This window comes from Pedobacter jejuensis (assembly GCF_003725795.1).
GTDB classification, from domain to species: Bacteria; Bacteroidota; Bacteroidia; order Sphingobacteriales; family Sphingobacteriaceae; genus Pedobacter; species Pedobacter jejuensis.
The window spans coordinates 291,143-314,711 of the sequence record NZ_RBEE01000004.1 but is presented as its reverse complement, the minus strand read 5'-3'; the positions used below and the strand labels follow the sequence as shown (position 1 = coordinate 314,711).

The window sequence follows — 23,569 nt, the reverse complement described above, 5'->3', positions numbered from 1 at the left end:
TAAAAACCCAGGATAAATGAAAAAAACGCATAGAATGTTAAGTAGGATAGGATTGCTTTTAATCGCTATATGTCTATATGAAAACCAGGTGGTAGCACAGTCAAAACAAGATAATGGAAGGGCAAAATCTAAACTGGATTTAAACTGGAACAAGAATAGACCGGGCTCTTATTCATATGACAGTGCAGTAAAGGATTTTGGATCAATAATAGACTGGGCGCCATCACGTACAGACATTGTGGGTGGTGCTTTTAGGGTATCTCTTCTGCCGAATTTACTCTCTGGTAGCGGAGGTTTAGTGGCGAAATCATGGATTGAGGAAGCAACAGCCTATGAGGTTTCTTACGATGTAAAATTTGACAAGGACTTTGATTTTGGCAGAGGCGGGAAAGTGGGTTTTGGGTTACGGGTTGGCGATGGTAACACCGGATGTGATAAGGCTGATGACGGAAATGGAGGTAGCGCTAGGGTAATGTGGTATACAGACAAAGGGATTACAAAGTTTAAGCCATACATGTATTATTTTGACATGAAGGGGAACTGCGGAGACAACATGGTGCCCAATGCCTTCTACCCAAAACAGGGAAGTATTGTAAAAGATAAGTGGTATCATATAAAGATTTATGTCAAAAGCAATAATGCAGATCAAAAGGACGGCAGGGTAAAAGTTAGTATTGATGAGGACGTAGTTCTTGAGCAACCCATCAGATGGACGGCCAACGATGCCAAGAGATTTATCAATAAGCTTTCCAATGACACATTTAGAGGAGGTAACAGCGATGACTGGAAGACTGATAATACTGGTTATATCTTCTTGGACAACCTTAAGTTGAAAAAGCTGGAATAGAAATATGAGCTAAGTACAGGAATTAAAACTGTTTTTGTTTCAACAGGATATCAAATATTTATTAGTTTGCTTTCGATATGGGATTTAAAAATATTTATGCACCAATGTAATTGCTTTTCGGTACCGATATAGTTCACATTGATTGTTTAGCAATCTTAAATTGGTCTTTTGTTATTGAACAAACATATGAAATGTTCATTAACAGTTTTCAACTTAGGAATTAAATACCGCTAACCAATATTTGAAATTTTATGAATTATTTAAATCTTCGATTCAAAAAACTGCTATGTGCAGCAGTTTGTTCAACCCTATTATTTTCTTGTGAAAAAGATTCAGCAGAGCGTCAGGATCTACAGGCTACAAGAAAGGTAGATATCCAAGCTCAGCAGTCTCCAAGCGCTTCGAACGCCGTTTTTGTGCAATCCTATGGTTCAAGACCAAACGGCCCTTATGTCAGTACAGAATTTGTTAGTGATCACGGTGGTACGGGAAATGCTAAGTCTGGCAACTGGTCAACCAGCCGATGCAAAATCGAGAACGGTAATTTCGTGGTAAAGCTGCTGGCCAATATGGTTAATTGGCAAGGCGGACTTGTTGCCTATTCTGATATTCCGAATGCTGCCAACTATGAAGTTAAATTCAACATCAAATTCAGTTCTGGTTTCAATTTCCAAAAAGGAGGTAAAGCTGGCTTCGGTTTTGGGGTTGGCCAAGTTGCTGCAGGTGGCGAAGGAGCTAAAGCAAGATCTGGTGCAGGTGGTAGTTATAGACTGATGTGGACTAATGTAGGTACACAAAGTGGCAAGTTTAAGTTCAAGCCTTATGCCTATTTCCAGTCGATGACCGGAGATTTCGGTGGTGAGGCATCCTCAAGCGAATATCCGGCAGGGTCTGGTGAAATCCAGTCGGGTGTATGGTATACGGTGTACATGCAGATCAACATGAACTCCGAAGGTACCGCAAATGGAAAATATATTTTTGACGTATGGGAAACGGATAACAAACTAGCCACTTACAAAAGGGTTGAAAGGACAAATATCAACTGGGCTTCAGGGGCTAACAGAACAGTGACCCAGTTGATGTGCGATACTTTTAGAGGTGGTGCGGCTAATGATGGATATGAATCGGGATCAGATGGGTGGATCTCATACGATGAGGTAACGGTTAACAACTGGTAAGCCGGTCAAGGCAGGATGTTTTTGTATAAGCAAGCCTGTCTAATAAAATTAAAATCCATATCATCACTACAGATAAATCCAGTGCCAAATTAGCAAATGATGTTTTTAAGGCATTGGATTTGTTTTTTTCTGCACCCAATTAATTTAATGTCCGCCGCCAGGAAGTTGGTAAAATTGCTAATAATGTTTATTTGGTTTGTTTTAAAAACCGCTTGATCCAGGCTGTTTTTGACTTGGATTCTGTTCACTCTTGCTTTGAGTTAATGGCTGTTGACTGGTTAAAACTCGTTGAATAATTTGAGATTAAGGGTTCATCATAAATGGTACAATATTATTACTGAAAGTAGGTGTTGAACCAGTCAAAGAAGTCAAGCCGAACCAGCCTTTATCATCCCAAACCGTACAAGACATTTTTTGAGCTATTATAGTTTGCTTCATTAATCTGTAATATCCACGTACCAGATCCGTATTTCTTTCATTTCCACTGGTTCTGCCTACACCAAATTCACCATAATTAACAGGCACATCGATAATTGCCGAATGACTTGCTACCTTTTGAATTGCCGAAGTGAATGTACTATTTCCGGGAAATGCAGAATTGGCACCTGTTTGCCCGCAAAAAGCCCAGGGATCGTAGCTATGTACCTGTATGGCTATATATGCATCGTTACCACCACCTGGCAAGTTAGCCTTTGCGCTAAATACTTCTTCAATCTGTCCCTGATTGCCTTGTCCATTTGGCTCAATCATTATAATTCTTGTGGAATTATTTCCGCCTGTTGCTCTAATTGCATCATAGTCAACTTTTAAAATTTGACGCGTTAAGGCAATTGCGCTTGGGTCGGTTGGCAATGGATTACCAGGGCTTGACCATTGTCCCATTTTTCCTTCTGGCTCGTTCAGGACATCAAAAATCAGTTGTTTTGGCTGGTCCTTGAAATAGTTGGCTATGCCTGTCCATAAGGTTTTAAATTTATTGTCAAATCCTGCAGAGCCATCATAAAAATCCTTCAACCAGTGTTCATGGTGTGCATTGATTTCTACATACATTTTTTTTGCCAGTGCATATTCAATAATTGCTTTCAGCTCCAGTAATCTGGGATGGGTGGGATTGATCATACCATTTCCATCAGCAATATTGTTGGTATAGCCTTGCATCCAGGTTACCGGAATTCTAATGTGCCTCATCCCTGCATTATAGTAGGTGTCTATGATTGGTTTTACGCTTGCAAGAATCGGTGGATTTGACGCAAAATTACTTTCGAAGGTGTTTCCAAGATTAAAACCTGTACCCATATCCAAAATTATTTCCTTTGCAGTGGTAGCGTTGATATTAATTTGCGGCACCTCCGTACTTACAGGGGGAGGTAAAACTACAACTGGAGGAATGGGCGTAGCTGTGTTTGTATTTTTTGAGCAGGCTTGCAAAGAGATAATAGCAAGTATCATTGCTAGCCAGCTAGCTTTGAATGAAATTTTTAACATCGCTATTTGTGGGTGGTTCATAACATTTAAATTATTGGTTAAGTTGATTTGATCTGTGTTGAATCAATTCCACACAAAAATAATTACAGGAGAGTTTTTAGGTAGGGGATAAATGTGCTTATTTACGTAGTGATTTGTACCGATATTACCCGTCTGGTGGTGTATTGAGCTGCTTTGATGAATTTAAATTAAATGCTGTTAGGACAAAATAACCCCTTTAAAGGAATGTTCACAGTCCTATAGTATGCGTAAATGTGCAGAACTTTAGCTAAGGCTGTAAATCCCTATTGACAGCTAATGCTAACCAAGTATTTATTTAAATTTTATTTTATGAAAAAACTAATCTTAGTTTTCTGCATCGCCGCAAGTGTCGCCTCATGCAAGAAAACCGCGACAGGCAATCAGCAGGAAGTTGATATGCCTTCCATCAAACTTAACAACAAGGTGTCCAATACGCCCTATAATCCTTACAATCCAATTCTGAAAAATGCCAATACAGACTTCGAAATTGGAGTTGCTATAAATGAGGGCAGGTTTGGCAATTCGCTCTACACAAACTTGGTCAAAACGCAGTATAATAGTATCACTGCGGAAAACCAGATGAAGTTTGGTGAAATACAGGCGAGTCAAAATTCATACACCTTTGGAACCGATGTGACTAACTTTGCTAAAAATAACGGAATCAATAGAGTTCATGGACATGCCATTATGTGGTACAATGGGGTGCCAGCCTGGGTTAATAACGCAGGAGGCAATGCAACAGGCGAAACCAGAAAGCAGATATACCGATCGATTTTATACAATCACATCTATAACGTGTTTAGTTTTTATTATACTCAGAAAGATTCGAATGGCAATCCTCTGGTTAAATCTTGGGATGTAGCTAACGAAGCGTTTAATGATAATGGAACCTACAGATCAAACGAAACAAATGTATGGGCAAAAGAGCTTGGCGCCTATGATGCAGTTAGGCTTGCATTTTTATACGCGAGACAAATTGCAGATGATCTGGGGGATACTAACCTCAAGTTATTTTACAATGACTATGGTCATGAATATTCAAATGCCAAAGCCGATGCTATTTTTAATATGGTTAATGCGCTTAAGGTTATCAAGTCTAATAATAAACCAATTATTGATGGTGTAGGTCTACAGATGCACACCTCTAATACAAGGACGGTAACAGGCAATACCAATAGTATTGAATATGGTATCAATAAAATGGCCGCTACGGGTCTTTTGGTACACATATCCGAGCTTGACATCCGATTAAGCGGTGGTACAGTCGGCGATCAGGATTACCGGTGGTACAATATCCCCAAGTTATACAGGACATTGGTTCCTTCTGCCCAACGTTGGGGCATTACGCTATGGAATGTGGGCGATTCAGATAATTGGCAAGGGACCGCTGTAGCCGCCACTTTGTATGCACCCAATACATATGCTAAGAAAAGTGCTTATACCAATTTCTATAAGGGCTTAAACGAATAGCATAAATTTTCTAGACAGCTAATTTTAGGGTATTAGCTGTCTTTTGATCTTTCACAGGTATCATTGGGGAATCAATGCGTTTTTTATTTGATCAACCCATTTATCCTCATCAATGTCATACAATATAAAATCAGAGTCGAACTGCCAATAGCTCCAGCTCCATCCTCTCAATTCAGCCTGTCGGGCGATATAATCTGTCCATAATGCCCTGGATGCAATATCTGCCTTTTCATAAGCACCAAATTCTCCAAGAGTTAAAGGTCGGTAATGCTCTTTAGCCCAATTGGCTGCAAAATCAAAATCTTTCTGCACCGCTTTTTGTTGATCTTCTGTCTTTGTCCAGGTGATGCCACTTAGATTTTTGTTTTTAACAGACCATGGTGCACCTTGATGGGTAAACTGTATAGGGCTGTAGTAATGGATGGCAACAATAATGTTTCTATCCTGCTCAGGCAAAACCAAGTCCTTTAAATATTGAATTTGATTGCCATAAACGGTACCAATCAATAGCGTTCTACTTGGGTTGGATTTTCTGATGATTTGATAGGCTTCCTGGTGGATTGTATTCCATAATTTGGGGTCCATATTTGGTTCGTTGGCTATTTCAAAAACAACTTCATTACCATAGTTTTTATAATATTCTGCAATTTGTTTCCATTGAGCCAAAAGCATGGGTTTTGTTCCGGTCGGATCTTTTTCCATGGCGCCGTGTTCATGGAAGTCAATGATAGCCATAAGCTTATTGTCTAAGCTATGTTTAATAATCCAGTCCAAGGTTTTAAAAAAGGAAGGTTTGATGGTATAGCCCGTATCGCCTTGGGCAAAACGAAAAGGACTGATTTTTATCCTTACATGATTAAATCCTGCCTCTTTTATCTGCTTAAAATGTTTACTCTTCATTCTAGCTTTATCCATATCATTCCAGATTGGGTCATATCCAATGATATTTACACCTCTACCCATTTTTTTATTCTGCTCAAAAGCAGTCTGACCATTTGTTTTGTTTTGGGCATTGGCGTATCTGACGCCCAATAGTAGAACGAGGAATATCAAAAGACAATTGATTTGGTTGATGTTATTTTTCATAATTTTTAATTGTTCTATATTTTATATTGCATATAATAAGTAAAAAGCATTGCGGCCCTGATGTTGCAGTTCCTAAAATTATCTCTCAGAGGAATTTTAGTTTGATTTGGGTCAAGGTCTTAAATCACTTAACAAACATCAAAAGATATCTAGAAGTTATAGGTATAGGTATGTGCTGATAAGGGGGGTTATTTGTTCCTTTAACCAATAGCATTATGCAAAAGCCATAAAAAAAAACTTTTTTTATGGCTTAAAGATTTTTTGAATGCTCGATTTATTGGTCTGGAGATTTCAGCCACCACTGCCACCGATAGCTGGTTAGGTTTTCTATTTGTGAATTACTGTAAATCTAGTGTATCGTTAAATTGACCGAAACGTTTTTGAATTATGTTTTTAAATGTGTTGCTTTAACCTCCCATAACCAAATATTTAACTTTGATGTCTTTTAATAGGTATTGCTATTTTGTGTTTTTCCTTTTCACTTCTGTTTTTGTAAAAGCGCAAACACTCAATTTTAAGCATATTTCATATAAGGAAGGTCTGGTACAAAGTACAATTTCCAGCTTCCTGCAAGATGATAAGGGATTTTTGTGGATTGGTAATCTAAAGGGATTAACCAGATATGATGGATATGAATTCAAATCGTTCATTTTTGACGAAAACAATCCCCAAAGCTTAAGCAGTAATCGGGTAAATGTAATCTATCAAGACCAGAAGAAAAACATTTGGATTGCTACTGCAAACGGATTAAACCTCTATCAAAAAGACAAAGAAAACTTCAAGCGTATTGATATTCTTGAGATAAAAGGTGGTAGAAACTACATCTCTTCCATCACGGAAGACGCAGAAGGTAACCTATGGGTTGGTACATTTGGTGGTGTAAGAAAACTCAATCGTAAAACATTTAAACTTGAAGATGTTTTTTCCTCAGTAAGTGATCAGGTTTTATCAAGCGGACCAATATTTTCATTATTTTTAGATAACAAGCAAAACATTTGGGCAGGTACAATTGCTGGTCTTCAAAAGTTTAATGTTAAAACCGGCAAACAGTTGCCAATTCCAAATTCGTTCAAAGCTGTTAATGAATTGAGGGTGTTGGTTACAAGGCAGGATGTATACGGCACCTATTGGTTTGGTACAGAAACCGGAGGGGTTTTCAGTTTTAAGGAAAAGGAAAATCTTGTTACTAGATACCAGTCAAACAATAGCGATCCGACCACCATCACCTCTAACTGGGTAAAAGATATTTTGGCGTATGATGACAACCATTTATGGTTTGCTACACGAAACGGCATTAGTATTTTAGATATCAACGCAAATAAATTCTCTAATTATAGACATGATCCAGCCAATCTTAATAGTTTGAGCGATAATTCTATATGGAGTTTTTTGAAAGACAAAGCTGGCTGCGTTTGGGTCGGGACTTTTGCCGGGGGGATTAATTTTTACTACAAAGGAAATGCTAATTTTAAAAATATTGGAGAAAGTATTGGTGGTAGTGTTGGCCTAAACCATTCATTGGTCAACGCTGTAGCTGAAGATGCAGATGGATCTTGGTGGATCGGAACATTTGGTGGTGGGCTAACGCACATCAGTTCAGATCAAAAAAAGAATGAACATTATACGATTAAAACCAAAGATCAGATTAATACAAAAAATGGAATTAAATCTTTAGCAGACGATGGAAAGGAAAGCCTATGGGTGGGATCTTTAGATGGTTTATATCTTTTTAATAAAAATACTAAAGCTTTTAAAAACTATGACATACAGGTAAAAGATGGAAAGCTAAGTGAAAATCTAATTAATGCAATTTTACCAGATGGTGATGGTGCATGGATCGGAACCAATGGTGGAGGTCTTAGGTATATTTTAAAAAATGGCACCATAAAGGTTTCTATCAGAAAGGAAGATACCATAACCAAGGGCTTAGCATTGAGCGATAATTTTATATCGGCTTTTGTTAAAGACCCGAAAGGCAATTTATGGATTGGGACGCAAAATGGTTTAAATTACTTCGATAAAAAACAGGGCTTAATCACAAAAGTCTTCAGAAAAATTAGGCAGAGGCCATATCAAATTAATAATAGCAATATCACCAATCTATTTATTGATGGTAAGCAACGATTATGGATCGGCACCGAAGGAGGGGGGCTAAATCATTATAATCAAAAATCAGGAAGATTTTATGCTATAAGTAAGCCTTTAGGTCTGGGAGATGATGTAGTTCATTCCATTGTTGAAGATCATCAAGGTCATTTATGGGTCAGCACTGATTTGGGGATTTTTAAAATTGCCTTCCGATCAAATAATCTCCCATTTACAAGAAACAGCTTGGAAATTACAGGCTATTCGGCGGGTGATGGTCTGATAAGCAATCAGTTTTCCAATAATGCAGCGGCTAAACTGCAGAATGGTGAACTTTTATTTGGAGGGATGAATGGGATTTCTACTTTTTATCCTGAGAAAATAATTAAAAACAGTTTAGTGCCGAGGGTTGCCATCACACAGGTATTATTAAATAACAAAGCAGTACCAATTTCTGAAAATAATTCTCCACTGACTAGCTCAATTGTGGAATCAAACACTATAGTAGTGCCTCATGACTATGCTAATTTGAGCTTTACTTTTTCGGCATTAAATTTTATAAGTCAGGAAAATAACGAATATGCATATAAACTGGAAGGCTTAGTTACAGATACCGAATGGAAAGAAATTGGTACCCAGCGAACCGTTAATTTTGCTAATCTGTCTCCTGGATCATATACCTTCAAAGTTAGGGCTTCTAATAATGATGGCGTTTGGGGAGATGATTACAGAACCTTGAAAATTAGGGTATTGGCACCATGGTGGGCATCATGGTGGGCTTATCTCCTGTATTTTGGCTGTGCTGTTGGAGTTTTGATGAGCATAAACCGTTTTTTAAGAATCAGGGCTAATTTAAAACGGGATCTCTACATGGAGCATTTGCACAATCAAAGGCAGGATGAGCTTTATAAAATGAAACTTAATTTTTTCACAAATATATCTCATGAAATCAGGACACCCTTAACATTGATACTTGGACCATTAGAAAAGTTAATTGATGACAAAGAGAACAGCAATATATCTAAATCATTGGGTCTTATTAAGAACAGTGCAGATCGGTTGATGAAGTTGGTGACCGAATTGCTTGATTTTAGAAAAGCAGAAGAGGGTCATTTGAAGCTTCAATGCAGGGATAATGATATTGTGAAATTTTGTGCAGACATTTTTTATTTTTTTGAGAATTCAGCATTTTCAAGAAACATCGATTATCAATTTAAAGCCCCCAGCAATCCGATCATTTTAAAATTTGATGAGAATCAACTCGAAAAAGTGATCTTCAACTTGCTCTCTAATGCTTTTAAGTTTACCGCAGATGGCGGTCAGATTTCCTTAACAATTAGTTTTTTAGCCGATAACACGGAATTTGTAAAGATTTCGGTTTCGGATAACGGTATTGGGATACCTGAGGAAGTCAAAGATAAGTTATTCACGAGTTTTTTCCAGGTAGATGGAAGAGGCAGGCAAAATATAGGCAGTGGAATTGGTTTAGCATTGTCCAAAAATATAGTTGAACTGCACCAAGGAAGTATAAAGGTCGAAAGTGATACTTCGAACATTGCTCAAACGACATTTACCGTTTTGCTTCCCAAGGCAAATGAGAATATGCCAGAAATGGATGCCCTAAAAGAGGTTACCATCGAAAATGATGAAGCAAAAAGAGCCACTGGAATTTCAGAGGAAACTGAAACCTACAACTTCTTAGAGCCAGAGACATCTGATTATAAGGTTATGCTGGTAGAGGACAATGATGAACTAAGGGATTTTATCAGCGACAGTTTACGGCACATTTACCGAATCGTACAATATTCTAATGGTCAGACTGCGTTAGATGCTTTGGAAAATGAAATGCCTGATCTGATTGTTAGCGATATTATGATGCCTGGACTGGATGGTTTGGCCTTTTGTAAAAGGGTAAAATCGACCGATGCAACCAATCACATTCCGCTCATCTTACTCACAGCTAGGGCTGCTGTCGAAAACCAGCTGGATGGTTTATCGATAGGTGCTGATGCCTATATTTCCAAGCCTTTTAATTTCCAGATCCTAGCACAGCACATTAAAAATTTATTAAAGGCTCAGCATATCCTGAGAACTAAGTTTTCTCAAAGGATAGTTTTAGAGCCAGCCAAAATGGTGATCACAACGCCGGAAGAAAAGTTCATCCATAAATTAATGGAAATTATAGACAAGCATATGGAGGACCCTTTATTTGATGTGAACTATCTTGTAAATGAAATAGGCATGAGTAGAACAGTTCTCTACAAAAAGGTTCAGACCCTCACTAATTTCCCTGTGGCAGACCTAATTAAGCAAATGCGGTTAAAGAGAGCTGCAAATTTGCTAAAATCAACATCTTTCAATGTATCAGAAATTTCATTTATGGTAGGGTTTAGTGATAGAAAGCATTTTAGTAAAGAGTTTAAAAAACATTATGCGCTCACCCCATCAGAATACGTTAAAGCTCACAAAGAGCCATAAGGTATCTCTAAAAGCTAAATTCTGTTAACATTCACATCCACTGCTTATTACTTTATATATTTTAATAAGCATCACATTAAACTACAGTGCCTTAAAAAGAGGTTAAAATTGGGTGAAGGGATAAATGAACCCTTTAAAAAGTATAAATGACATCTGCTTACCAGCTTTGGCTTTAGATATTTGTGAAAAATTAGGCTTACATACATGCTGTTTAATTAAATTAAAACCAATACTTCAATGAACAAAGTTTCAGTTGCCAGAAGCAAGTTATTTTTTATCCCAATTTTACTATTGATTTATCAATTTTCTCATGCGCAAAAATCAACCATTTATAAAAACGGCTGGATAGATTTTAACAAAAATGGAGTTAAGGATATTTATGAAGATCAACAGCAGCCAATTTCAAAAAGAGTTACAAATTTGATTTCTTTGATGACCCTTGAAGAAAAAACCAATCAACTAGCCACTTTATATGGCTACAAAAGGGTTTTGCAAGACGAATTACCCACACCGAAATGGAAAAATGAAATATGGAAGGATGGCATTGCAAACATTGACGAACAATTAAATAGCTTACCCTTCCACCCAAATGTCAAATCACAATATTCTTATCCTTTTAGCAAACATGCCAATGCTATCAATACCATCCAAAAATGGTTTATTGAAGAAACAAGAATGGGTATTCCTGTTGATTTTACAAATGAAGGAATACATGGGCTAAATCACGACCGTGCAACACCCTTACCCGCGCCAATAAATATGGGAAGTACCTGGAATAAAAACATGGTCTATAAAGCTGGGTTGATGGTAGGGCGGGAAGGAAAGGCTTTAGGTTATACAAATATTTATGCCCCAATTCTGGATTTAGCCCGCGACCCACGTTGGGGCAGGGTTTTAGAAACCTATGGCGAGGACCCATTTTTAATTGCAGAAATGGGCAAGCAGATGGTTCTGGGTATACAGGAAAATGGTATTGCATCTACCTTAAAGCATTTTGCAGCCTATAGTATGCCAAAAGGTGGCAGAGATGGGAACGCAAGAACCGACCCACATATCGCACCGCGGGAATTACATGAAGTTCATTTGTATCCTTTCAAAAGGGTAATACAGGAAGCAGCACCTATGGGGGTAATGAGCAGTTATAATGATTGGGATGGTTTGCCGGTTACCGGAAGCAGCTATTTTTTAACAGAATTGTTGAGAAAGCAGTATGGCTTTAAGGGTTATGTAGTTTCAGATAGTGAAGCTGTAGAATTTTTATTTACCAAACATCATGTGGCCAAAGATGCCAAAGATGCGGTTAGACTGGCATTTTTAGCAGGTCTGAATGTTAGAACCAACTTTACATCGCCTGCTGATTATATATTGCCTTTAAGGGAGTTGGTAAAAGAAGGAAAAATTAGCACCGAGATGCTAGATAGTCGCGTAGCAGATGTTTTACGCGTAAAATTCCAGATTGGATTATTTGACTCTCCTTACGTTAAAGATCCTGCCGCGGCAGATGAAATTGTACATACAAAAGCTGATCAGGAATTCTCTGATCAGCTCAATAGAGAATCATTAGTGCTGTTAAAAAATGCAAATCAGATCTTGCCACTTCAAAAGTCTAAATTAAAAAATGTGCTGATAACTGGCCCCTTAGCTTCGGTAAGTAATTATCAATTGAGCAGATATGGCCCATCTAATAATCAGACCGTTTCTGTTTTGCAGGGTATTAAAACTTTTTTGGGGAAGGATGTTACCGTTGATTTTGCAAAAGGATGCGATATTGTTGATAAAACCTGGCCAGAAAGCGAAATTATATCTACAACACTGAGTGCTGATGAGCAGGCATCAATCGATGAGGCTGTTGCAAAAGCAATGAAAGCTGATGTTATAATTGCAGTAGTAGGTGAAGATGAAAAAAGAGTGGGCGAAAGCTTATCCAGAACTGGCTTAGGTTTACCGGGCAGGCAGCTGAATTTGATACAAGCTTTAGTCGCTACTAAAAAACCTGTCATATTGGTTTTAATTAATGGACAGCCATTAACGATAAATTGGGAGAACAAATATGTTGATGCAATTTTAGAAGCATGGTTTCCCGGTGCACAAGCTGGAAAAGCAATAGCCCAAGCGCTATTCGGTGAATATAATCCTGGTGGCAAACTTTCAGTTACTTTTCCAAAAAGTACCGGACAAATAGAACTTAACTTTCCATATAAAAAAGGTTCGCACAATGGCCAACCAGGTGATGGGCCGAATGGTTATGGCAACACCGCCGTTGTAGGGGCTCTATATCCATTTGGTTATGGGTTAAGCTACACCACTTTTGCCTACAAAAACCTAAAAATAACTCCGGATACGCAAACTCACCAGGGCAGTTTCACAGTGAGTTTTGAGCTAAGTAATACAGGTAAAATTAAAGGTGATGAAGTGGTGCAGTTATACATTAAAGAATTGGTAAGTAGCGTAACTACCTATGAATCGGTTTTACGGGGGTTTGAAAGAATTAGTCTCTTGGCTGGTGAAACCAAAAAAGTGGAATTTGTGATTCAGCCCACTGCGTTGGAAAAATTAGATTCCAACATGAACTGGAATGTCGAGCCAGGCACTTATCAAATTAAAGTTGGCTCTTCTAGTGAAGACATAAGGTTAAACGGTGAAATTAATATTACTCGATAATGCAAAAGTTAAATTTTAAAATTGCGCAAATCATCATTCTAATCGGATGTGGTCTTGTTTCAAGCAATTCAGTAGCTCAAATACAGATTAGTAAGTATTTAATCGGTCAGAATGCCTGGGGAAGAGGTGATATATTTAAAGTTACCGCAGATATCAAAGCTGTTCAATACCAAACCATTCGTATCGGGGGCAATGGTTATGAAAATGGCAATTTCATAAATAAAGATGTGGTCAGATATATTGATTATGCGCGCGAGGTTGGTGCAGAGCCTATTGTACAAATGCCTAGGCAACTAAAAGATAATGATGGTGCGTTAAAAGCTATAAAATATTTGAATGGCGAGTTAGGTAAAAATATCAAATTTTGGAGTATTGGCAACGAACCGGATCACCATAATCAGCTGGCATCTCCAGAAGAGGTATTTGATTACTTTACCAAGATAGCTGCGCAAATTAAAAGTTACGATCCCACAGCTAAAATTATGGGCTTCGATCTGTCCTCATATAAAGAGAGTTACCTCACCAGGCTTTTGGGAGGGGATTTAGATGTAACCAAAAAAGTGCCCAATCAAAAATATCATTACTTAGATATCGTAGCATTTCACAACTACAGATTTAAAGATATTAGTGGTTTTGAAAAAGATGTAAAAAGCTTAAAACAACGATTAGCTTTGTTAAACGCCACAAGGGATAAAAATAATCATATTGGTTGGGCAATAACAGAGTTCAACTCCCATTGGATTGTGGATGAGCGTTTAGGCGAGGATTTTTTACCCTACAATTTTCACAATGGGCAAATCTTTGCTGAAATGTATGATTTAGGTATGCGAGAAGGAGCTTTTACCATATGTCCATGGAGCATTTTAGAGGGCGGAGCTGATAGGGAAGGTACCGATCTTAGCATGTTCGATTTAAAGAATGGAAAATTTATTCCACGTTCTAATTACTATCATACCCAGATGCTTTCCCAAAATCTTAAACAACATTATCTAAGCTACAGCAACGGGCAGGCAGATCTGAAAGTTATACCAATGGGGGACAAAACGGGCGTTGCAGTTATGGTTTTAAATAAAAGCAAAATCAAGAATTTCAGTTATGTTTTAAATTTGGATTCCAAAATGAACCAGTCAGACCCAAATCGTTTATCAATAGTGGTTGATGCTGGTAAAAAAGCTAGTGTCAAATCAGAGATTAAACCATCATCTACCCAAATGTTCGTCTTTAGTGGTAAAGGCAAATTATTGAAAACCTATACCTATTCTATATCTGACGAGGAAGCGCAAAAGGCACCAAAAATTACATTTTTTTAAATAAAATTTACCTTAAAATCTGATGATACCATCATAAAATCTATTGAAATTCAGAAACTGATTACCCCAGCAATCTTACGGCTGATAATTTTTGGATCTTATTGGAGTCTTAAAAAAATAGAATTTAAAAAAGAGTGCATATTGCTATAACCTCTCATAGTCTTAATCTAAAACGGATTAAAAGTGGTCTATCAAAATACCGTTAAATCTTTAGCATTCAGGTTAGTTGTTTTTGCGAATTAATACCGGATAAAGTAAAGGTTCTAATTTGATAAAGTCATCACCAACTTGATATTTTAGAAAAAACACCTAGCCTTAATTTTGATGGCTATATCAATTCTATCTATAGCTTTAAAAGCTTTAAAGCAGATTTTTATCAGTCATTTATCAGCATTATAAACTCTCCAAAAGGCTTTGACCAAAGTACCGGCAATAATTAAGGTTTTTGTAACAACGATTTATTGTGAGTGATAATACAAATTATCACCAGGACGGTGAAAAACGTCTTAAAAGTACTTCAGCGCATTAAAAACACGTCTTTTGGTACAAATAACGTCTTATTTAAGTACAAATGTAGCCTCATCAGAACCTGCACAATGCATAATTTAGTTCAATCGATTAGACAAAAATTCAGTTCTTATCGATTTTAAACATAACCAAATATTAAACTTAGAAATGAAAGGAGCCTCTTGATGTTTTGAAATCTACATTCTACTTATCACCCTATACTTACGATTTTTCATCTGATGTAAAATCATCCCAATTTTGCCACCAATGCGCTATTGGAAACCAACCAAATATTAAATCTTAAAATATTAAAAATATGAAGTTTTTTGCTCTTTTTAGAAGCATGCAGAAAATTTGCCAGCAGTGTGCAGTACTATTGGCAACTTTAACTTTAACGACCCTGACCTTTACCATCGCAAAAGCAGGGATTAGCTCACCTTTTGAATCCACAAATTCTAAAATGGCAGCGGTCAACTTCCCCGTGAGAGGGACAGTTGTTGATGAAACCGGTCAGCCCATGCCATCAGTAAGTGTACTTTTACAGGGTACCAGTGTTGGAGTTGTGACCGGTCCGGATGGTAAGTTTTCATTATCAGTTCCTGATGGTGGAGGGACGCTAAGTTTTATGTTTGTAGGCTATAACACCTACAGTGTGAAGGTTAGCAATGCCACTACGAATCTGAACATTAAACTAACACCAAGTGCAACATCGTTAACCCAGGTTGTGATTACTGCATTTGGGGTCCAAAAACGTGTGAACGTCACTGGTGCGGTAGCTACCGTTGATGCCAAGAATTTGGTGGCCTCTGCAGTAGGAAATATTACCAATGCATTAGTCGGTAATGCACCTGGAATCAGTGGTTTACAGACAAGTGGTGAACCGGGGCGTAACGGAACAAAAATTTTTGTTAGGGGTGTTGCCACCTACGGAGGGAGTTCAGACCCCTTAATCGTAATTGATGGAGTAGAGCAACCTGCTGAAAGAAGTTACGAACAGTTGAATGCCATGGATGCCAATGAGATTGAGAGCTTAAGTATTCTCAAGGATGCATCAAGTACAGCAGTGTATGGTATAAGAGGAGCAAATGGGGTAATTATTGTTACCACAAAACGGGGCATATCGGGAAAGCCATCAATAAGTTTTTCTGCAAATTTCGCGGGAACGAAGGCTACAAACTTGATGGAGTCGGCAAGTTCCTATGATTTTGCACTGGCAAGAAACCGGGCGATAAAGGCATACAACGAAAATGAAAATAATCCAAGCTTCAATCCCAGGATTTTCACCGATGACGACTTGTGGAAGTTTCAGAATAATAGAGATTATACGCCTGCAGAAGTGGCGGCCATGACTTTTTTAACTCCCGAACAAAAGGCCAGTCTAAACCAATCACCTGCACTATATTATGGCAGCAAAGATTACTACAGAGACCAGTTCGATAACACTGGAAAACAGCAACAATATAATTTAGGCATTAGGGGAGGAAATGAGAAAGTGAAGTATTACACCTCATTCGGTTATTTTGACCAGGGTAGTATTTTGGAAGATTTTAGCTTGCAGGGTTCACATACTGGCTCTAGATATAACCGTACCAACTTTAGATCTAATTTTGATATCTTCCCCATCAAAAATACAACCATATCGGTCAACATAGCGGGACAGTTTGGTTCTACAGAAGGTCCTGCATTTGGTACCAATCCTTTCGACAATACATTCAGGTATAAACAAATGATGCAATACCTTCAAGAGGGAAATACATTCATGGTGCCGGGGGTAATAGATGGAAGACTGATTTCTCAGGTACAGGGTAGACGTGGGGGAAGAACTCCGGTAAATCCCCTGGGAGATAAACAAACCTATGAAAATACCTCTCAGGCCATACTGTTGCAATCAGGTTTGGGCATTTATAATACAACCCTGTTAAGCTCTAGTATTAAGCTTCAACATTCGATGGATTATTTGATAAAAGGACTTTCCTTGAGAGGTACTGCCAATTACGATGATTCATATAATAAGTTCATCACTATCGGAAATACCATTCCCTCATATGAGGTAAGGAGAAACCCACTTAATCCTAATGAACTGGAGTTTTTTGGTGGTGGCATTCCTACAGTTAGCTTCAACGGTGATACTTTTACCGGCACATGGAATAAGCTTTATTTTGATTTAGGCTTAGACTATGTAACCAGTATTGGCGGAAGTAATATAACAGCTTTGTTATTGGGTAAGGCAAATCGATATAGTATGCCTGATGATGCCTTTAACACTCCTTCAGGTATTATGGGACTAGTGAGCAGGATTACCTATAATTACAAGGAAAGATATCAGGCTGAATTTAACCTTGGTTATAACGGAACAGAGAACTTCATCGATGGTAATCGATTCGGTTTCTTTCCTGCCTATTCTGCTGGTTGGGTTCCATCTAGCGAAGCATTTTTTCCAAAAAACAAATACGTAACTTTTCTAAAAATAAGAGGATCATACGGCGAGGTGGGTAATGATCAGATCTTAGGCAGAAGATATTTGTTTTTGCCAAGTACGTTCAATCAAAACCAGGGTAATTATTATTTTGGTACTTCAAACGGCGTTGATAGGACAAGTTTATTCCCGGTAACGAATGAAGCTACTTTAGGCAACCCTTTAGTAACATGGGAACGTTCGATTAAAACAGACCTTGGTTTGGAGGCTCGTTTCTTTGCCGATAAATTATCTTTAACAGTTGATTTATTTAAAGAAAAAAGGGACAATATTCTATCTACACTTGGCGTAATTCCGGCAACTTTTGGAGTAGCTGGTAATAATATCCCTCCTGTAAATGTCGGTGTTACCGAGAACAGAGGTTATGAGATTTCACTGGGCTATAGAAACAATATTGGTGAATTTAATTATAGCATCAATGGTGCGGTGAGTTATGCCAAGAACAAGGTGATTTTTAGATCCGAAGCCCCCAATCCATTTGAATGGCAAAATTTAACCGGCGCACCCATAGGCCAGTACTTTGGACTTACTAGTGATGGATTTTTTAATACCCCGGAAGAGTTGGCCAACAGACCTTTCAATTCCTTTAATAGTAACAGAAATACTTTAGGGGATATCAGATATAAAGATTTAAATGGAGATAACATCATTGATCAGTTGGATCAAAGTCGTATCGGTTATTCAAATCTTCCTCAATATGCCTTCAATACCAGGATAAATGTCTCTTACAAAGGTTTTGATGCCAGTATATTGATGAATGGAACGGCAAAAGGGTCTTTTTACATTCCACAGAATATGGTAGGTGTATTTTTTAAAGATTACGGAAATCTATACCAATGGCAGTTAGATGGAGCATGGACCCCGGAAAAAGTCGCCAGCGGCGAAAAGATTACCTATCCACGTATGGAAATCAATACCAATACGAGTAATTCAAATTTTGTAAAAAGTGATTTTTGGTTAAGATCATCTGATTTTATAAAGATTAAAAACATAGAATTGGGCTATACATTGCGGGACATCAATATTTTAAGATCGCTACAAGTAAGCTCTATCAGGGTTTTCGCAAATGGAAACAATCTTTTTACGCTCAAAAATGATCTAAAGGAATTTGGTCTTGATCCAGAAACTGCAGATACTAATAATAGTGGTTATGGTAACAATCAGGGATATTTTTTCCCAATTACTAGGGTTTATAATTTTGGATTAAACGTTCAATTTTAAATAATTAACAACATGAAAAAGATAATATATTTTTTAGCAATAAGTTTTGCATTGCTTGTATTGCACGCCTGCCAAAAAGAATTTCTTCAGGTTCCCTTAACTACAGGCAATGTGGATCTTGAAAAAGTATTCTCCACAAAACTCAATGCAGAAGCCGCTTTGTTCAGTGGGTACAGGAGAGCCTTGGGGTATGGCAATAATGGAGAATATAACCTGCAATACGGAACCTTGGGTAGCGTTGGAGGAGAAAGAGGTAGGGGATGGAGCTGGCATCCTACTTATGCCATTTCAAATGGTGGTACAACCTCTAACCTAACAGTATTAAATTACAATAACATCTATACTATTGTTAGGTCACAGTGGATTGTAAATGAAAATATTGATAAAGTTCCTGATATGGACGCAGCTTTAAAGGCAACTGTTAAAGGTGAGACAAAAGGCCTAATCGCTTATATGTATATGTACGGTTTAAAGGCATATGGAGGGATTCCTCTTGTGAAACGGGCTTTATCTGCCTCTGATGACCTGAGCGCACCTAGAGCATCAGTGGATGAAACCGTTAAATATATTGTTGAGTTGTGTGATGAGGCGACAGCAGCTTTGCCAAGCACATGGCCGGCGGCTCAAAAAGGAAGATTGACAAAGAGTGCAGTTATGGCAATCAAGGCACAGACTTTAATGTTTGCCGCTCGACCACTATTCAATTCTTCGACGCCCTATCTGAGTTTGGGAGCAAACAACAACCTGATCAGCTATGGCGCTTACAGCGAGCAGAGATGGTTGGATGCAATTGCTGCCACCAATGCCGCACTTACAGAAGCGAAGGCAAATGGTAATGATATCATTAACACCGGCGGAGGCACGAACGCCCCTAATGCGAATGCTCTTGCGGATTATGGTACCGCAACCTCAACACCAGGTAATCGTGAGGTTATTCTGGCGCACCAAAATCAGGATATGGAGGCAGCCAGGTTCCGTAATCTGTCCGGATTTTGGACCGATACCAAATTTAATAATCAAAGAGGGGGTTTGTTGGGAAACTTCTTGTCTAATTATCAGAAGGCAGATGGTACGGAACAAAATTGGCCAAAAATCGGAGATGCCGCACCAAGGGTGGCTACGGACTATATTACTCGTTTTGGTCAGATGGAACCTCGTTTTAGGGCAGATTTTGCCGGGCCCGGTATTCAGGCAGCTAATAATCCCAACGACAGTAGGTGGGGCTTTAATACTCCGGGATGGGGTGTACATACCAGTAATTATGGTACAGCCAATAACTTTCCCAATGCAAGCGATTACGGGCAAGGGGTGGCCTGGCCCACCAAATTCTTTTACATGGCTGGTGGTAGGTTATGGTATGAATTTCCTGTTTTCAGGGCTGCAGAGCTATACCTGAATCTCGCAGAAGCATATAATGAAGCCGGTCAAACTGCATTGGCGTTATCTAACCTAAATATCGTTCACAATAGGGCAGGATTACCTTCTATTGTGGAAACGGACAAGGTTAGATTAAGAGCAGCCATTCAGCGAGAGTGGGCAGTGGAATTTTATGATGAAAATAAACGATACTTCGATGTGAAACACTGGAGACTTCCTGCTATCGGCAATGGCATTATCGGTGGTGATATCATAGAGTTCCAGTTTCAGATGACCTCAGCCAGTAATAAAAGTTTACCATCTACGATGATTAATTATTACATGGCAAAAACCTATACTGCATATTGGAATGATAAGATGCATTTAGAACCTTTTCCGCAGGCGGAGGTAAATAAAAATGCTGTTATTCAAAACCCCGGATATTAATTGTATCTGATTATTTCACTTAACCAAGAAAGATAAATGTATAAATTAAATAAATTTTTATTTGCTGCGATCTGTTCTGCCTTAACCATTATTACCATAAATGCAAAGGCACAGGAAGTAGCAAATAAAAAAGATAAGCAAAACAGCTCTGCTGACTCCTTAAAAAAGGGAAATGTTCCTAACCGTTATTTTAACGATAATAAGGCGACATCAACTTCAGCAATATCAACGGTAACTACAGATGTACTCTACAGAACACCATCTCTAAGTTCCACCAATTCGCTATTTGGAGTTTTGCCTGGCTTAAATGTACAGCAAACCTCGGGAGAGCCGGGTTTTGAAGCGGCGAACTTGAATATCCGGGGAATTGGAACCTATGGTTTTACCAATGGTAACGGATATAACACACAAGCTATCTTTGTAGATGGTCTTGAGGTGAGCTCAAGATACTTTAACTATCTATCGGCCTCAGAGATACAAAGCATTTCTGTACTCAAAGACGCTGCGGCCCTGGCTACATTTGGCATGAAAGCTGCAAACGGTGTGATATGGGTGACTACCAAGCGTGGGGTAGAGGGAAAGTCTACCATTACATTTAAACTACGAAGGTCTACTCAAAGTGCAATAGATATTAATAAACCGTTGAATTCTTTTGGTTTCTCTAACCTTTATAATCAGGCCATTAGTAATGACAATGGCCGGATTTGGACGCCGGCATATTCTCCGGCTCAACTCTCTGCCTATCAGAATGGTACTGGTACAAATGTAGATTGGTTTGATCAAACATTAAAAGACAGTGCGCCATATACCGATGCGAATTTGATTTTTTCTGGTGGTGATAACCGATCTAAGTACAATATCGTTTTCGATTATCTAAATAAACAAGGTTTGTATAACGTTAACAATACAGATAGCACTTCCAATCAAAGCTTCGGGCGTTATAATTTAAGGGCAAATCTAGATTTTGACCTGGGTAACATATTTGAAGCCAGTGTTGACCTAAACGGCAGGTTGGAGGATAGAAGATCACCAAATTATGCTACGGGCTATTCTACCGGAAGACTTTGGACAGATTTATATAATTATCCATCTAATATTTATCCTGTATATGATGGTGCAAGCCAACTCAGATTATCTGGTACTCCACTCTTTCCCAACAATCCGGTTGGTTCGGTTAATAATTTAGGCTGGCAGTCTAACCGTTCGCGATTTTTGCAGGGAAACTTTACTTTGAAGGAGAAACTGGATTTTATCGCCAAAGGTCTTTATGCCAGTCAAACTTATTCGTTTAATAGTTATGATTTAAGTACCTATAATAAAACAAGAGATTACGCAAGATATATCAATGGAGTAACAACTACAACAAACCAAAATACAACACTTGCCTCATCTAGATTAAGTGGTGCCGGACAACAGGATTGGCGTCAGTTATTGGCAACTATCGGATACAAGGCCAGTTTTGGAAAAAGTGCTTTAAATTCTGCAATTAATTATCATCAGTCAACCTCTACTGGTGAAGGCATTTTCGGTTATGAAGTAAATTATCAAAATATTAGTGGTAGGGTTAACTATAATTTTGATGAGCGTTATGTTGCTGAGTTCGGGTTTTCTTACTTTGGTTCTGATGCTTATGCAGATGGAAATCGCTTTCATTTTTATCCATCAGTTTCTGGTGCATGGATTGTTTCTAACGAAGATTTCCTGAAAGGTAATAAAGCTATTAATGAGTTTAAATTGCGAGCTTCAGTCGGTAAATCAGGTAATGATAGGGCAATATCGCCTGAAAGATACGCCTCAGGGGGACGTTACCTATACCAGCAGTTTTTTGGTAACAGTGGCAACTACTATATCGGGAACGGAACACCTGCAGCAAATGGAGGCCTAACACAATTATTTTTAGCCAATCCAAACGTTGGACCAGAGGAAAGTATGAAGTATAACGTAGGTGCTGATTTAACATTTTTCAAAAACCTGAACATTACCCTTGACGCTTACATTGATAAACGCACAAATATTTTAACAGAGGATAATTCTTTCCCAGGGAGTTTTGGGAATTTCACCTACCTGGCTAATATCGGTGAGATGACAAACAAAGGTTTAGAGATCTCTGCATCATACAATGGTAAGGTAAACCAGGTAGGTTACCAACTGTTCGGTATGCTATCATTGAATAAAAATAAAATCGATTTTCAGTCTGAACTGGCTCCCGCATTTGATTACAACGCCAGAACGGGAAGACAATTTGGCTCGATTATCGGATTGGTATCTGATGGCTTTTACCAGCTGGAGGATTTTAACCCAGATGGGTCGCTTAGAGCAGGTCTTTCGACTCCTTTATTTGGTGCGATACAACCAGGCGATTTGAAATATAAAGATTTGGATGGTAATGGAAAGATCGATGCACTGGACGTCACCCAAATCGGAAACTCATTTCTACCTACAACCAATTTCTCATTTGGTGGTACCATTGATTATAAAGGTTTTGACTTATCGGTCTTGTTCCAGGGAGTTGCTGGTAATTCGGTGGATTTAATTGGAAACTCTTATTTAAGAGCTCAGAACATTGCTTTCGTTAACAATACCAATGCTTATGCAATTGCCGAGGGTGCCTGGGCATACTATCCTGCGCAAGGTATTGATACCAGAGCTACTGCTACTTACCCACGTCTGACCACTACTGCAAACCAGAACAATTATGCTACCAGTTCTTTTTGGGTAAAGGATGGTGATTTTCTGCGCATCAGAAATGCAGAGTTAGGTTACAATTTCAGCAATCAAGTTGTTTCTAAACTAAAACTGCAAAAACTTAGACTTTTTATGAATGCCGTTAATCCTATTACCTGGAGCAAATTAAAAGATGATTTCAACATAGATCCTGAATTTACGACAGGATACCCACCAATCAAGTCATACACGTTTGGTTTAATCGCTACTTTTTAAT

Annotated in this window: 11 protein-coding genes; 9 read left to right on the top strand and 2 right to left on the bottom strand. The window is 38.3% G+C overall.

The genetic code is table 11. From position 1 onward, the window contains the following. Positions 1 to 16: 16 nt before the first annotated feature. A complete protein-coding gene (locus D7004_RS03845) occupies positions 17 to 847 on the top strand; it encodes a polysaccharide lyase (protein WP_123204549.1) in 831 nt (276 codons plus the stop codon). Between the two features lie 569 nt (positions 848 to 1,416). Further along, the gene (locus tag D7004_RS03840) at positions 1,417 to 2,025 is read left to right on the top strand and encodes a polysaccharide lyase (RefSeq protein ID WP_148042746.1); all 609 of its coding nucleotides are present in this window, start codon (positions 1,417 to 1,419) and stop codon (positions 2,023 to 2,025) included. A gap of 303 nt (positions 2,026 to 2,328) precedes the next feature. On the opposite strand, the gene D7004_RS03835 is transcribed toward D7004_RS03840, so the two are convergent. Continuing rightward, positions 2,329 to 3,531 carry a glycoside hydrolase family 5 protein gene (locus tag D7004_RS03835; protein WP_123204547.1) on the bottom strand — a complete coding sequence of 401 codons (1,203 nt, stop codon included), beginning with the start codon at positions 3,529 to 3,531 and terminating at the stop codon, positions 2,329 to 2,331. A gap of 309 nt (positions 3,532 to 3,840) precedes the next feature. Between D7004_RS03835 and D7004_RS03830 the strand changes: the two genes are divergently transcribed. Next, on the top strand, positions 3,841 to 5,001 hold the full coding sequence (locus tag D7004_RS03830) for an endo-1,4-beta-xylanase (RefSeq protein ID WP_167459402.1): 1,161 nt from the start codon (positions 3,841 to 3,843) through the stop codon (positions 4,999 to 5,001). Between the two features lie 60 nt (positions 5,002 to 5,061). Here the strand turns inward: D7004_RS03830 and D7004_RS03825 are convergent, their stop codons facing one another. After that, positions 5,062 to 6,087 (bottom strand): glycoside hydrolase family 5 protein, encoded by a 1,026-nt coding sequence (locus D7004_RS03825; protein ID WP_123204545.1) that lies wholly within the window; start codon positions 6,085 to 6,087, stop codon positions 5,062 to 5,064. Positions 6,088 to 6,525: 438 nt separating this feature from the next. Here D7004_RS03825 and D7004_RS03820 point away from each other — a divergent pair, with 438 nt between their 5' ends. The 6 genes from D7004_RS03820 to D7004_RS03795 all read left to right on the top strand — a co-directional run bounded on the left by D7004_RS03820 (position 6,526) and on the right by D7004_RS03795 (position 23,568). Next, positions 6,526 to 10,650, top strand: coding sequence for a hybrid sensor histidine kinase/response regulator transcription factor (locus tag D7004_RS03820; RefSeq protein WP_123204544.1), 4,125 nt, complete (start codon positions 6,526 to 6,528; stop codon positions 10,648 to 10,650). Positions 10,651 to 10,887: 237 nt separating this feature from the next. Continuing rightward, positions 10,888 to 13,311: a glycoside hydrolase family 3 N-terminal domain-containing protein gene (locus tag D7004_RS03815; protein ID WP_123204543.1), complete on the top strand. Its 2,424-nt coding sequence runs from the start codon at positions 10,888 to 10,890 to the stop codon at positions 13,309 to 13,311. After that, on the top strand, positions 13,311 to 14,621 hold the full coding sequence (locus D7004_RS03810; protein WP_123204542.1) for a glycoside hydrolase family protein: 1,311 nt from the start codon (positions 13,311 to 13,313) through the stop codon (positions 14,619 to 14,621). Before D7004_RS03815 ends, D7004_RS03810 begins: the two co-directional genes overlap by 1 nt. Before the next feature lie 823 nt (positions 14,622 to 15,444). Further along, on the top strand, positions 15,445 to 18,825 hold the full coding sequence (locus D7004_RS03805; protein WP_123204541.1) for a SusC/RagA family TonB-linked outer membrane protein: 3,381 nt from the start codon (positions 15,445 to 15,447) through the stop codon (positions 18,823 to 18,825). 12 nt (positions 18,826 to 18,837) lie between these two features. After that, complete coding sequence (locus tag D7004_RS03800; RefSeq protein WP_123204540.1) at positions 18,838 to 20,628, top strand: RagB/SusD family nutrient uptake outer membrane protein; 1,791 nt, start codon at positions 18,838 to 18,840, stop codon at positions 20,626 to 20,628. Positions 20,629 to 20,664: 36 nt separating this feature from the next. Next, positions 20,665 to 23,568 (top strand): SusC/RagA family TonB-linked outer membrane protein, encoded by a 2,904-nt coding sequence (locus D7004_RS03795; protein WP_123204539.1) that lies wholly within the window; start codon positions 20,665 to 20,667, stop codon positions 23,566 to 23,568. Position 23,569 lies beyond the last annotated feature (1 nt).